Annotated in this window: 17 protein-coding genes; all 17 read right to left on the bottom strand. The window is 40.8% G+C overall.

Annotated elements, in window-relative coordinates; translation table 11 throughout:
• Nucleotides 1–4: 4 nt before the first annotated feature.
• Entirely contained in the window at nucleotides 5–1,264 is a 1,260-nt protein-coding gene (locus D2962_RS07280) for a 2-hydroxyacyl-CoA dehydratase subunit D (RefSeq protein WP_120766816.1), read from the bottom strand.
• A gap of 27 nt (nucleotides 1,265–1,291) precedes the next feature.
• The gene (locus tag D2962_RS07275; RefSeq protein ID WP_245984955.1) at nucleotides 1,292–2,140 is read right to left on the bottom strand and encodes a DegV family protein; all 849 of its coding nucleotides are present in this window, start codon (nucleotides 2,138–2,140) and stop codon (nucleotides 1,292–1,294) included.
• Nucleotides 2,141–2,250: 110 nt separating this feature from the next.
• Nucleotides 2,251–3,225, bottom strand: a complete 975-nt coding sequence (locus tag D2962_RS07270; RefSeq protein WP_120766814.1) for a patatin-like phospholipase family protein — start codon at nucleotides 3,223–3,225, stop codon at nucleotides 2,251–2,253.
• A gap of 150 nt (nucleotides 3,226–3,375) precedes the next feature.
• A complete protein-coding gene (locus tag D2962_RS07265) occupies nucleotides 3,376–4,749 on the bottom strand; it encodes a radical SAM/SPASM domain-containing protein (RefSeq protein ID WP_222927714.1) in 1,374 nt (457 codons plus the stop codon).
• 38 nt (nucleotides 4,750–4,787) lie between these two features.
• Nucleotides 4,788–6,461, bottom strand: a complete 1,674-nt coding sequence (ubiB, locus tag D2962_RS07260; RefSeq protein WP_122015758.1) for a 2-polyprenylphenol 6-hydroxylase — start codon at nucleotides 6,459–6,461, stop codon at nucleotides 4,788–4,790.
• A 73-nt stretch (nucleotides 6,462–6,534) separates the two neighbouring features.
• Nucleotides 6,535–6,861 carry a phasin family protein gene (locus D2962_RS07255; RefSeq protein WP_222927712.1) on the bottom strand — a complete coding sequence of 109 codons (327 nt, stop codon included), beginning with the start codon at nucleotides 6,859–6,861 and terminating at the stop codon, nucleotides 6,535–6,537.
• 3 nt (nucleotides 6,862–6,864) lie between these two features.
• Nucleotides 6,865–7,443, bottom strand: a complete 579-nt coding sequence (locus D2962_RS07250) for a TetR/AcrR family transcriptional regulator (protein ID WP_122014600.1) — start codon at nucleotides 7,441–7,443, stop codon at nucleotides 6,865–6,867.
• A 334-nt stretch (nucleotides 7,444–7,777) separates the two neighbouring features.
• Nucleotides 7,778–8,524 carry an SIR2 family NAD-dependent protein deacylase gene (locus D2962_RS07240; RefSeq protein ID WP_122014599.1) on the bottom strand — a complete coding sequence of 249 codons (747 nt, stop codon included), beginning with the start codon at nucleotides 8,522–8,524 and terminating at the stop codon, nucleotides 7,778–7,780.
• A gap of 4 nt (nucleotides 8,525–8,528) precedes the next feature.
• Complete coding sequence (locus D2962_RS19860) at nucleotides 8,529–8,711, bottom strand: ribbon-helix-helix domain-containing protein (RefSeq protein WP_425456621.1); 183 nt, start codon at nucleotides 8,709–8,711, stop codon at nucleotides 8,529–8,531.
• Between the two features lie 344 nt (nucleotides 8,712–9,055).
• Nucleotides 9,056–9,409: a YraN family protein gene (locus tag D2962_RS07230; RefSeq protein WP_122014598.1), complete on the bottom strand. Its 354-nt coding sequence runs from the start codon at nucleotides 9,407–9,409 to the stop codon at nucleotides 9,056–9,058.
• Between the two features lies 1 nt (nucleotide 9,410).
• Nucleotides 9,411–10,046, bottom strand: a complete 636-nt coding sequence (locus D2962_RS07225) for a ribonuclease HII (protein WP_245984954.1) — start codon at nucleotides 10,044–10,046, stop codon at nucleotides 9,411–9,413.
• 25 nt (nucleotides 10,047–10,071) lie between these two features.
• A complete protein-coding gene (gene ylqF / locus D2962_RS07220; RefSeq protein WP_122014597.1) occupies nucleotides 10,072–10,929 on the bottom strand; it encodes a ribosome biogenesis GTPase YlqF in 858 nt (285 codons plus the stop codon).
• A gap of 48 nt (nucleotides 10,930–10,977) precedes the next feature.
• On the bottom strand, nucleotides 10,978–11,319 hold the full coding sequence (gene rplS, locus D2962_RS07215; RefSeq protein WP_120766805.1) for a 50S ribosomal protein L19: 342 nt from the start codon (nucleotides 11,317–11,319) through the stop codon (nucleotides 10,978–10,980).
• A gap of 95 nt (nucleotides 11,320–11,414) precedes the next feature.
• Nucleotides 11,415–12,134, bottom strand: coding sequence for a tRNA (guanosine(37)-N1)-methyltransferase TrmD (trmD, locus tag D2962_RS07210; RefSeq protein WP_120766804.1), 720 nt, complete (start codon nucleotides 12,132–12,134; stop codon nucleotides 11,415–11,417).
• A complete protein-coding gene (rimM, locus tag D2962_RS07205) occupies nucleotides 12,134–12,643 on the bottom strand; it encodes a ribosome maturation factor RimM (RefSeq protein ID WP_120766803.1) in 510 nt (169 codons plus the stop codon). The genes trmD and rimM overlap by 1 nt, the downstream gene beginning before the upstream one ends.
• 67 nt (nucleotides 12,644–12,710) lie before the next feature.
• The gene (locus tag D2962_RS07200; RefSeq protein WP_120766802.1) at nucleotides 12,711–12,938 is read right to left on the bottom strand and encodes a KH domain-containing protein; all 228 of its coding nucleotides are present in this window, start codon (nucleotides 12,936–12,938) and stop codon (nucleotides 12,711–12,713) included.
• A gap of 68 nt (nucleotides 12,939–13,006) precedes the next feature.
• Nucleotides 13,007–13,297 carry a 30S ribosomal protein S16 gene (rpsP, locus tag D2962_RS07195; RefSeq protein WP_120766801.1) on the bottom strand — a complete coding sequence of 97 codons (291 nt, stop codon included), beginning with the start codon at nucleotides 13,295–13,297 and terminating at the stop codon, nucleotides 13,007–13,009.
• Nucleotides 13,298–13,306 lie beyond the last annotated feature (9 nt).

The raw sequence follows: 13,306 nt of genomic DNA, 5'->3' as shown, positions 1-13,306 counted from the left end.
ATTGTCACCTTCTCTTCAGCATTTCTAGAAAGGCCTCAAGCCTTGTCCTTATCTGGCCCTCTTGATTATTTCTCTTATCTATTGCGTCACCGTCTACAGCCAGAAAGGGAATGCCTCTTTCCCTGAAATAATTCCTGTAAATGCCGACGCCGCCGATGGATTGTTTACACCCCCAATGACAAAACTGTATTATACCGTCGGGCTTTATCTCATCGACCAAATTGGAAACGGCCTTTACTCTCCTTTCGAAACCGCCGTTGTATATGTTTAAAATCATCTTTTCGGCTATGGCTTCAAAGGGATCCGGACAATACATTTCGTCGAGGAAATCGTAATTCAAATCACTACCTAAAATTTGAAACTCACTGCTGAAATTTAAATATTTCTTAAAACTCTTTTCAAACATCGGGAGCAGATGGACAAAAAATATGCCTTTACCGCTCCTGTCGGGCGCTTTTTTTATATCATCAACAAGGCGCTCATAAAAATCGAACGTCTCTTTTAGTCCCATGAAAACATGGGAGGTAAAGAGCATGTACATCTCCGTGGCCATAGTAGTGTTAAAACTTTTAGATTTCAAATTATTAATATACTCTTTTATTAATTTTCTAGTCCGGTTTTCCAGCGAAATTATCTCCCTTAATCTGTCAAGGTCCAGTTTTTTGTTAAAGACGCCTTCAATCAATCCTATCATTTCAAGTAATTGCCCTTTTACGTATTCAACGGTATTCCGGTTATATTCATACGGAATATCAATTATGTAAATAGGGATATCGAATTTGGCGGCCAGATATCTGAAGGTGTTAATGTTTGCGTCACAGACCATGGAAGTGGTTACAGCCATTTTGGGTTTTGGGAGAATTCCCAATTCGCCGGAACCTATGAAAGCCTTGTGATAGCTGCAAAGTGTATTAGATATGCCAGCGGATTCGGCTTTATCTATGAGACAATCTTCTACACAAAATCCCGACATATATGATGAATAGGCTTCTATAAAGAGCGGATATATGTCCATGGCATGCAGGAATTCCGTTGGTGCAAAGACATTGACCCAGACTGAGTTTTGCGGGTTATCTATGGGTGCCCTTATATATTTAAAGCACAATTTGGTTAAAGACCGGAGAGATTCAGGCAATCTCCTGTCCGGGAAAAAGCTGACGTATTTTTCCGCCACACTAAGGCCGTATTTTATTAATTTATAAGCTATGGTAGGTTTGTCAAGGTTTTTTCTCACCAGTTTTAGGTATGCATTCACCGCGTTCATGTCAATCCATCACATCCTGCAACGACATCAGGCATTTTGGAAAAACAGCGCCAGGGTGCCGGGGCCGGCATGACTTCCTATTACCGGCCCTATCCACGAAATAATTATATCTTTTACACCGTATTTCGTTTTTATTGTATCCGCCAGTTCAAGAGCCATTTCTTCGTTATCACCATGGCTTATGCCAATTATCTGGTTTTCAATATTTTTGCCCCTTTGTGCCATTATCTCCACCATTCGCTTTATCACATTTTTACGGCCCCTCACCTTTTCCAGGGGTTGGATGGCTCCATCCACAAAATGCAAAATTGGCTTTATGTTGAGCAGGCCTCCCACAAAAGCCTGAGCAGCAGAAATCCTTCCTCCGCGCTTCAGGTGTTCCAGGGAATCCACGGTAAATATGTGCTCCATATGTTCGGCATAGGGCACAATTTCCTCGACAATTTCTTTGGGGTTTTTACCGTCCCGGGCCATTTTAGCCGCTTTCATCACCACAAGGCCTTGACCCAGACTCGCACACTTTGAATCCAGTACCACTATATCATCACTTTTCAGAGTATCTTTTGCCATTAATGCTGATTGATAACTGCTTGTAAGTTTCGAGGACAGTCCTATGACCACCGGCGCATATTTTTCTTTTAAGCACTCTTCGAAGGTCTTTATAAAAGTTGCTACAGAAACTTGAGAAGTAGTGGGCATGATCTGATTATTTCTCATCATATCGTAAAACTCTTTTACAGTAAGACCGGAAATGTTCATTTCAGGTTTGTCTTTTACCGAAACGGGCATTGGCAAAACCCTTATAGGATATTGATCAATTATCTCTCCTGGAAGGTCGCAGGATGTGTCTGTAATTATAATAGCTTTTTTCATCATATTCCTCCTAAATTTATATTACTATTCACATAAGCTTTTTCCAAGTATGTTGGGGGGCTATATAGTCAACATATTGCCGAATAAACGAAAACTTCACCTATAAAATTTATTTAATTACCTCCAATTGCTCTTAGTTCCCTACCGTTTTGCTTGTCAGGTTCTACAAGAAAGTTCCCTGTACTCAGAAAATATTTTATCTGTTCAGCTACCTGTTTTCCCACAACTTCTCCTGCGTGAATACACTCTCTAACCCGATGAAACTCATACCACCTTACATCTCCCACATCAGGCTTTAACAGCAAATAATGCTTATTGGCTATCGATGTAGGCTTAGAAACTTCTTTAGGTTGGTTACACAATTCCAATGTATTGCCTATTACGTTTACAATCTCAAATTGTGAATTTTTAATAAAACGACCAATTTTTTGAGTGTCAATTATTTGAAATATCTTTTTAGAAGGCATTCTCTTCAAGCGTTTCCATGTTTGCACCAGTGTGGCAGTTTGATCCACGTTCGAACTAACATCAACAGCCACAACAATCTCTGCCCCAGCCTCTATGGCTGCCATAATAGGTACAGGCGTAGTAACCGAACCATCCACCAACAGGCTTTGTCCTGACTTGATTGGAGAAAAAACACCAGGTATGGCTATGCTGGCTCGTAAGGCCCTTGCCACCGGTCCTGAATTGATACGCACTTCCTCTCCAGATGTGATATCAGTAGCAACAACAATTAAATGTTTTTCCAACTGTTCAAACACTTTTCCCTTAGTTAATATTTTAAAATACTTTTCAACTTTGTTTCCAGCTATTATTCCCTGACGTGGTATAGCAGGGTCGATCAAGTTAAACAACCATCGCCACCGCATTTGCAGAGCCATATCCTCTAATTCTTCGATTCGGTAACCTATAGCATAGGCTGCACCTACTACTGCCCCCATGCTGGTTCCAGCAATAACATCAATAGGTATATTCGCCTCATGCAACGCCTTGAGCACACCTATGTGGGCATAGCCTCTAGCGCCACCGCTTCCCAAGGCTATTCCGATGCGTGGCCTTACTTTAACCTTCTGTTTTTTATTCATGTTTTCACTTCCATTGCCTCTACATACTTTTTAGCATTTGCTCAATTTGACCAAATAACCTCAGAGATAGGCCCATCCAGGTTGAAAAGGGCACGGTTCATCCTGGTTACAAACCCGGCCCTTAGGAAAAATAAATCACCGGAAATGGAATTAACAGATATTTTTGCGAACTTCCGACCTTATTTTTGCGACCTCCTTCGCCCAGGCCGTGGAACGCAGATCAAGGAATTCTCCCACTTCTCCTTTCAACACATCCTCGGCACCATCATGAGTAGGCTTAGCCCCGCTTTCTTTTACAATTTGTCTTAGTCCTTCAGGTACATCAATAATGGGGCAAGGCCTGAGATGATCGTCGCAAAAAGGCTGCCTTTTTTGGAAAGTCGTAAACAATGGTGACTGTAGAACTTGCTTGAGGCTGCAGTCATTGATATTTTGAGTGGAAAAATGGACAAAAGCACACGGTTCTACAGCTCCGCTGGCGGTTATATGGAAATATCTCCTTCCCCCGGCTATACATCCCTGGGTTAACTCTCCATCATTCCAGAAATCACCCAGTAAAATGGGCTTATGACTGCGAATGTATGGGATTCTTTCTGCCATATAGGCCCTTTGCTCCGGAGTAAGCATTAATTCGGGGTTGGGATTACGACCAATAGGAATATAATGGAATATCCATCCGTACCTGGCTCCTTTCTCCGTTAAAAAGTCTATGAAATTATCCGACGTTATTTCATCTACATTGTCCCGGGTGGCTGTAAGGGAAATCCCGAAAACAGCTCCTCTTTCCCTCAGACGGTCCATAGCTTCAGTTACTTTTTTAAAGACCCCTTTACCGCGCCTTTGATCGGTCCTGTTTTCCCAGCCCTCAAGGCTAAAGGCAGGAGATATGTTGCCAACTTCCACAATTTTATCTGCTACCCGGTCATCGATCATGGTGCCGTTAGTATATATCATAAAAGCCATGTCGCTGTGTTTAGCTGCTAAATCGAACAAATGAGGATATAAGAACGGCTCCCCTCCAGACATAACTATCCAGTATATCCCCAAATCCTTTGCCTCATTAAAGAGACGATCCAACCGTTCAAAGGAAAGTTCATCATGTTTTGCATAGGCACCTGCCCAGCATCCCTCACATCGAAGGTTGCATGCGCCGGTAGGATCTACTAATATGAAATGGGGAACATTAAACCCTAAAGTATCTGACAGCTGGCGCTGGCGTGGAATACCCAGCAAAGCGGAATTTATAAACCAGTTATAAAGGAGTCTATGTAACACATTGGAATGGGTATCCTTCAATAATCCTTCGGCCAGTTGGTTAATAGCCGGATTTGTAGCAATGGCCTTTTCTATGGCTTCTATGTTTCTCCTGTGTTCTTCCCGCCGTGCCAAAATCTTGCCCAGGCTTAAAATCTGTTCCATATGACGGACCGGGTCCCTGCTTAAATAGCTTAACAGTTGCTGTAAAACCTTTTCACTTATGTACCTTTTTGCAAAATCCAGATTTGGTTGCCATTTTTGAGTCACAATAATCCCTCCATAAATATTTCAAGTAGATTTTAGTCTCAAAGGCTTCCAGAGCGGAAAATTGATAAAACAAGCCATATAACTATTAATCCGCCAACAACAAGACCAATTTTTAATACAGCAAGGTTGAGCAAATAAATTTCTACTCCAGTATGAGCACTCATACCTGACCCGATTATAATACCGGCGATTATTATGCTTACTGCCAAAAGAACTAAACTAAAAGATATACGGTTAGCTATTTTATCTATTCGCTTAATAGTATCTTCGTTACCTTTTAGACTGAACTGTAAAGTATAATCTTCCTCTTCCATTTTATTGATAAAGTTGAGCATTGAAGAAGGAACTTCTTTTAATAGATTCCCGTAATCCACCATTCCTGCCAGAAACCCCTTCATAAACTTTTCGGGTGAATAGAGTTTGAACATCAACCTCCTGGCTATGGGTTCCGCCACTTCAAAAATATTCATTTCGGGATCAAGCTCCGCTACCGCCCCTTCCAAAGTTACCAGGGATTTAGCTAGCATGGTGAATTCGGCCGGGAGTATAATGTTGTAAGAAAATGCCAGTTCAAAAATATCTCTAAATATATTGCCAATTTTTATATCATTGAGAGGAATTGAAAGGTACGTATCCCGGATAGAATTCAGATCCCTCTCGATTTTTTTAATATTTACACGCTGTGTCATGGCTCCCAGGCTCATTATCGCCCGGATGATTAGTTTGCTGTCTCTAAAAGAAATGCCAAGAAATATTTTTAAAAACTGGATCTTGCGATCTTCATTTAGTTTGCCTACCATACCAAAGTCCAAAAGTGCTATATTATTTTTCGGCAAAATCATAATATTTCCGGGGTGGGGATCAGCATGGAAAAAACCATCTCTAAAAATCTGATTAAATATGGACTTTGATAGATTTCTGGCTATTATCTTTCTGTCGATTCCTTCTTCTTCAAAGGCATAAAAATCTCTTAGCCGAATACCCTCAATATATTCCATGGTTAAAACTCGTCTCGTAGTGTAGATCCAGTTTATTTCAGGGACTTTAATGTTTTTATCCCGTCTAAAATTTTTCTTGAATGTATCGGCATTTTCACCTTCTACTGTAAAATCCAATTCATTGAACAAAGTATTTTTAAATTCCTCTATCATCTTACTGAAATTATACAATCTGCCATATTTAGTATGTTTATCTATAAACTGGGCAAGGTCTTCCAAAATGCTTAAATCCTGGTCAATTATCCTCTCTATCCCGGGCCTTTGAACTTTAACTACAACTTTCATCCCGGATTTCAGTCTAGCAACATGGACCTGAGCTATAGAAGCAGCTGCGATGGGTTTTTCATCAAATTCTGCAAAAATATTTTCTAGATCATCGTTTAATTCACTTTCGATAATGGATTTAATTTCATGAAATGGAAAAGGAGGAACTTCATCTTGTAATTTTTCAAGTTCGCGGATAATATACTGGGGCAAGATATCCTGCCTTGTGCTTAGAATCTGACCCAGCTTTACAAAAGTTGGCCCTAACTCTTCCAGAGCAAGCCTCAACCTCTCACCTATATTAAGCTTTTTATCATAACTATTTTCACCTTTAAGCAAATGTCTTTTTATTTTTAGGTAACTTAAAATACCCAAGTTATCGACAATTGTTCCGAAGCCATGCTTAATAAAAACCTGAATAATTTGCCTGTATCTCTTTATATGCTTAATCTGGTTTATAACAGTCAATTTTTATCCCATCCATTTAATCGGACGTCCGTATTACATATTTTACAACAAATCCTTATTTTAATGCTTTATTAAGCTCTTCTCTTACAATATCCCTGATTTCCTCTTTGGTTACCAGGTCTTGTTTTCTGGCGATATTCATGTAATCAATGGATTTTGTGATTTCATCTCTTATTATCTTTCCCAATTCTTTTTTTTGTTCCTGCCCTTTTTTAACCATATCGGATACCATTTTCTGAGCGTCTTTCTTTGTTATCTCGCCTTTTTCCACCAGTTCCTCCACAATCTTTTCTATTTTTTCTCTGGAATATGAAAAATACCGAAGCCAAGATACATTGATTTTTCTAATAAGTTTAGCATTTACCTCTCTCCTTTTTGTCATGATTTAATCTAACACTATTTGTATTGCATTTAAGGCGTCAGGCAAATTTTCCTTGTCCTCATCAAGCATAACCTGTATAGCTGTCCCAAACATTGCTCCCAGAATCATCCTGGCTAAGAGGGCCGGAGAGTACCCCTGCAAATTTTCCATTAAATGGCTATTCTTTAAAATCAGTTCTTCTATCATGTTTGATAAATCTTTAAATAAGTTTCGCAGCAGGGTGCTAAAAGAAGGAGACCATAGGGCAAGGCCGGTGAAATCATATAATAAGCGGAATAGCCCCGGATTGTTTTTTAACATTTCCTTAAAAAAATTAATCAATGACGATAGCCTTTCTTTTGCGGTTTTCCCTTTCTTTAAATAGCTTTCCACTTCAAATAGATATTTTTTTATCATCATTTTTATTACTTCCCTGAAAAGGCCCTCTTTGTTTCCGAAATAATAATGTAGCTGGCTTAAAACAACTCCGGCATTATCAGCGATCTCCCTCAGAGATACATTTGCATACCCTTTGGTCGAAATGCATTCATATGCCGCTTCCAATATCCTTTGGGACTGATTTCTTTCCTCCGGATAATTCATTTTCATCATCTCTTTTTTATAGTTATTCGGACGTCCGTCTTATTAATTTATTATATAGCATACTTTTTTGTTTATGTCAAATATTTATGCTAATAAGCTTTTTTCTTTGTGACCTTTTTCGATCTCAACCATAAATTTACAGCAATATTTCCCCCTTTGGAATGCCTAAGAAAAGAATTTTTCGAGGTCAAAATGGTGCCTATTTTTTATCACTATATCTTTCTAAACCAAAAGTATCTTGCGTTCTTAAACGACCTGCTTGAGACCGACCTTGCGGAAAGGCAAAGGCGGAACATTGAGGTAAGGTCAAAATAGGTAACTATTTAATAGCTTTTTATATCTTTAAAATTGACGCCAGCTCTTCAAAAAATTCGCCTGCTTTGCAATGAGCTGTTACGGCGGCTCGGCTATCAAACGTGGTCGGTTCTTTGTTGATGATTACCATTTGTCTTGCAAGATAAGGCATGTCTGCTACTGGGTATACTTGCAGACTGCTTCCTACCACAATTAAAAGTTCGCAACCCTCTAAAGCCTCCAGCGCCCTGTAATAGTCGCTGCTCATGGGATCTTCGAAAAGCACTACATCAGGCCTGAGTATACCGCCGCATGTTTTGCATTTTGGGGGAACTATCCCGTCTTCAAACTGCCGCACAGCTTCGGAAAAATCATACTTATGATTGCAACCCATACAGCGACACGTGCGAAGGTGGCCGTGAACTTCCCATACGTTTCTGGAACCCGCTTTAATGTGAAGCCCGTCGATATTTTGGGTTATAACTCCACGGATAAAATTCTTTTCCTCCATCTTTGCAAGAACCCGGTGAGCGGTATTCGGCTCGGCATTTGCGTATTTAATCCACCGGGGCAGGTTAAAATTATAAAATTCTACCGGGTCGGAAATTAATGCCGAAAGGCTGGCCTTTGACATTGGGTCATATTTTTCCCACAACCCCGTGCCTTTGCTTCTATAGTCCGGAATCCCGCTTTCGGTGCTGATGCCGGCACCGGTAAGTGCAAGGGTTTTGCCGGATCTTTTGATCAGATCGGCCGTTTTGAGTGCTATTTCCCTTAAAAAATCCACACCTTTATCCCTCTCGATGCAAAAAGTCCTTTTTTAAAAATTCTTCTATTGATTTTCGTATGATTTCCGAACGCGCAATCCCGTATGTTTTGCTTAGTTCGGAAATTCTATTGAATTGTGTTTTATTCAGATTCACAGTCCTTTTATGTACCAATACGTTATTTGCTTTCCTTTGGCTTTTTAACATCTCAACATAATTTTCATTGAAGATTACACAGTCCAATGCCATTCTGATTAATTCCGACGGGTTTAATCCATTCTTCTGCGATAAGTTTAAAAGCTGTTGATGGCAGCTCTCGGTTAAACCGAATCCGACATTATACGATAGGGGTTCTCCGCTTATGTTAAGACTTTTTCTTATGGTTAGAACCTTAAAAGCGTTTTCTTTTGATAACATTTCTTTGTGGCAATTTAACCCACCTTGTCAAAGGCAGGTAGGCCGCCGGATATATCTATTTCTACATCCACCAAAAAACTTTCAAGTCCATAAATGGCGCAGCTTTTAGCTTGTGCCAGCATTATTATCCCCCTTTAGAAGGCATTTTTTATATGTGTTATTTCAGCAGTGTCCCGGTCTTTTATCATTATGTCTATCACATCAAATCTCAGGTCGGTAAAAACTGTCCTTTTTTCACTGAGAAAATTCATTGCAACCTTCTTTATCTTCTGCTGTTTGACGTAATTCACTGCCTCCATGCCCATGCCGAATTTTAAGGAACTCCTGGTTTTTACTTCAATAAAAATAAGTGTGTTTCCCTGCCTTGCTATTATATCTATTTCACCCTGCCGGCACCTGTAGTTTACGGCAAGTATATTATAGTTGTTGCGTTTTAAAAACTCCACCGCCCGCCTTTCACCCAATGCGCCGATTTTTTTGTTATCCACCTTACATCTCCAGCCCTTTTATTGAAAAACTTTTCCTGTGAATGGGACAAAAGCCGTATTTCTTTATAGAATTCACATGCTCCTTGGTCCCGTATCCTTTATTTCTGGAAAAACCATACTGGGGATATATTTTATCGTAACCTTTCATTATCCTGTCCCGCTCTACTTTTGCTATCACTGAAGCGGCTGCTATACAGGCGCACAGATTATCCCCGTGAATAACAGCCTGTTGGGGAATATCTATACCGGGTATTTTTAGCGCATCTACGAGAATAAAATCCGGCTTTGCGCCCAGTTTCTCAACAGCTCTTTTCATAGCATGAAGGGTCGCATTCAAGATGTTATGTTCATCTATGTACTCCTGGTCTACCACATCAAAGGCATAAGATACGGCAACTTTAATTACTTCTTTATATACCGCCTCTCTTTTTTTCTCGCTTAAAAGTTTGGAGTCCTTTAAATCTATTATAGTAGTATCCGGCTCAAGAATGACGGCTCCCGCCACCACCGGCCCTGCCAGGGGCCCCCGGCCAGCTTCATCAACTCCAGCAATTAAGACATGGCCTTTTTGTCTGAGATTGCGTTCCATATCGTAAAGTCTTGAGAGCCTTATAATCTCTTTATTTAAATCAGTCACAAAAATGCCCCCTTCCACTGGCTATCTATTCTTGATTCGATATATTTTGCCAAAATCCTCCTTGTTCATCGGGGTTCTCCAGGGAAATTCTTCCGAGTTTACCCTGGCGGTATTCCATTAGCAGGGTTTTTGCACTTCTTTCCATATCGGGCACCCCACCTGCCATGAGAAATCCCCTTTTAAAAGCTATGTCGTTCAACATTTCCCGGGGGCTTTTCCCAACATCGATTTTATATCTTTCCCTCAAGCTGTGGGGATATTCTTTTGACAAAAATTCCAGAAAAATATATGAAAGTTCCTCAATATTAATCAACTCTTCTTTTATGGAACCGAGTATGGCGAGTTTTATTCCGATGGCTTTATCTTCAAATTTGGGCCATAAAATGCCCGGAGTGTCCAGCAGTTCCAGCTCTTTATTCACTTTCAGCCACATCTTTCCTTTTGTGACCCCGGGTATATCTCCGGTTCTGGCACCTTTCCTGCCGGCCATCTGGTTTATGATAGATGATTTTCCCACATTTGGAATACCGATAATCATACATCTGGTTGGCCTACAGCCCGGCTTTTTGCAGTAAATGGTTGTTATCAAATTTATCAGTCTTTTAACGGAGTGCCGGTCCATGGAATTCACGTCAAGGGCTTCTAATTGCATTTCTCTAAATTTTTTTATCCACATTCCGGTAACCCTTTCATCGGCAAGGTCAGCTTTGTTTAAAACCACAATTTTTTGCGCACCACCCGAAAGTTCATCAAGGTCCGGAAGGTGACTTGCCAAAGGTGCCCGGGCATCAACTAATTCTATCACTGCATCTACCAACCGGATGTTTTGCTTTATAATCTTTCTAGCTTTTGCCATATGTCCTGGATACCACTGAATCTCCATTATTCCACCACCTGAAAATAATAAAAATAAAATAATAAGGGACTGTCATCAGTCCCTCTCCTTTATCCTGGCTGCTTTGCCCCTTAAATTTCTCATGTAGTAAAGTTTAGCGCGGCGGACACGCCCTTTTTTCACAACTTCTATTTTATCGATGCGGGGGGAATTTAACGGGAAAATCCTTTCCACACCCACACCATAAGAAACTTTTCTCACAGTAAAAGTTTCCCTCAAGCCACCGCCTCTTCTGGCTATGACCGTGCCTTCAAAGACCTGAATACGTTCACGGCCGCCTTCCACAACTTTTGTATAAACCTTTACCGTATCTCCCGGTCTAAAGTCAGGAATATCTTTCTTTATTTGCTCCTGTTCTACAGCGGTTATAAAATCCACGCATTTTCCCTCCCTTGCGTTTAATGACAAAACATATTATAGCATAAAGGCTTTTTCTTGGCAATCAAAATCCATATCCCCGTCAGATTGGAAAACTATTTGAGCAGCTCCAGGTCCTGATCGCTCAGGTTTAGCTTTGCAAACAAATCCGGCCTTCTTTCGCGGGTCCTTTTTAAAGCCTCTCTACGCCTGAATAGCTCTATTTCTTTATGATTTCCGGAAAGGAGTACTTTGGGCACCCTCAAATCCCTGTAAACTTCAGGTCGGGTATACTGCGGATATTCCAGCAAACCTTCGCAAAAAGATTCGTTTTCTGGTGACTCATGGCTGCCAAGGACTCCCGGGATAAACCTGGCAGTGGCGTCCACCACGGCAAGAGCAGGCAGTTCTCCTCCTGTGACTATAAAGTCCCCTATGGAAACCTCATCGGTTATTATGGTCTTAACCCTTTCATCAACGCCCTCATAATGGCCGCATATTAAAATGAGATGTTCTTGTTCGGAAAGGCTTCGGGCCATCTGGTTGTTAAATAGTTTCCCCTGGGGCGACATAAGGATTATGCGCCTTTTGTCAGTTTTAAAGTCTTCCATGGCATATTCCACTGCCTCGAAAATGGGCTCGGGCTTCATCACCATACCGCATCCTCCGCCATAGGGGTAGTCGTCTACCTTTTTATGCTTGTCATGGGAAAAATCCCTTATATTTACCAGCTTTATTCTTATGAGGTCTTTTTCCCTGGCCCTCTTCAATATGCTGACATCTAAAGGCCCTGTGAAAAATTCGGGAAAAAGAGTGAGGATATGGATCTGAAACACTATGCCATTCCCTCCATAAGCCTGACTATCATTTTATTGTTTTCTAAATCTATTTGTTTAACCACTTCTTTAATGGCAGGAAGAAGTATTTGATTTCCTGCTTTTCCATTAACCACATAAACATCGTTGGCCCCGGTCGGCAAAACATCCACTATTTTCCCGAGAAACTCACCGCTCTCCGTAAAGACGCGAAGCCCGACTATATCACAGATGAAATACCTTCCTTCGGGCAATTTGACCGCATCTTCCCTGGAAATTTTCAAATAAACTCCCCTGAACTTTTCGGCCTGTTCCGGTGAATCAATATTTTTTAGCTTTAAAACCACAAAAGCATTTTTTAAATATAATACCGATTCCACATCATAACGGGCTGGCAAATCATCGGTGCCAATAAACACCTTTTTAAGTTTATCAAACCTCTTGATGTCATCCGTCAGGGGTTCAACCTTAATCTGACCTCGAACACCCCAGGAGGATAATATCCTCCCCACTACTATATACTGTTCCAAGAGGTATTTTCACATCCTTGTAATAAACTTACAAAAAGGGTTAGGTTCCGCCTAACCCCCTTGTAAATTATATTATCTCTACAACTACTCTTTTGCCGTCTTTTGCGGCAGCCGCTTTGACAACAGTGCGGATGGCTTTGGCAATTCTACCCTGTTTTCCTATAACCTTGCCCATATCTTCGGGATCGACTTTGAGTTCAAGAATTATGGATTGTTCGCCTTCCACCTGATTGACCGCGACATTTTCGGGGTGGTCCACCAGGGCTTTTGCAATGTATTCTACCAATTCTATCACAATAACTTCCTCCTTTTGTTCCTTCCCTGTTTAAAATTTCACAGTAAAACCCAGTTACTTTAATGGAGTTAGGCTTCGCCGATATCGGATTCGGCAACTGTTTTTGCTTTGGTGTTGCCCAGAATACCGAGGGTCTTGAATAAATGTTTTACAGTATCTGTAGGAATGGCACCCTTTTTCAACCAATCGGTAGCCTTTTCCTGGTTAATTTTTATTTCAGCAGGATCTGTCAGCGGATTATAATACCCTATTTCCTCGATAAATCTACCATCTCTGGGCATCCTGCTGTCGGCCACCACTACCCTGTAAAAGGGTTTTTTCTTGGCGCCCATTCGCCTTAATCTAATCTTAACTGCCACTGTTTCACC

This window comes from Biomaibacter acetigenes (assembly GCF_003691585.1).
In the GTDB taxonomy this organism is placed as follows: Bacteria; Bacillota; Thermosediminibacteria; order Thermosediminibacterales; family Tepidanaerobacteraceae; genus Biomaibacter; species Biomaibacter acetigenes.
Note: the sequence above shows the minus strand (reverse complement) of the source record. Positions and strands in the feature narration are given on the sequence as shown.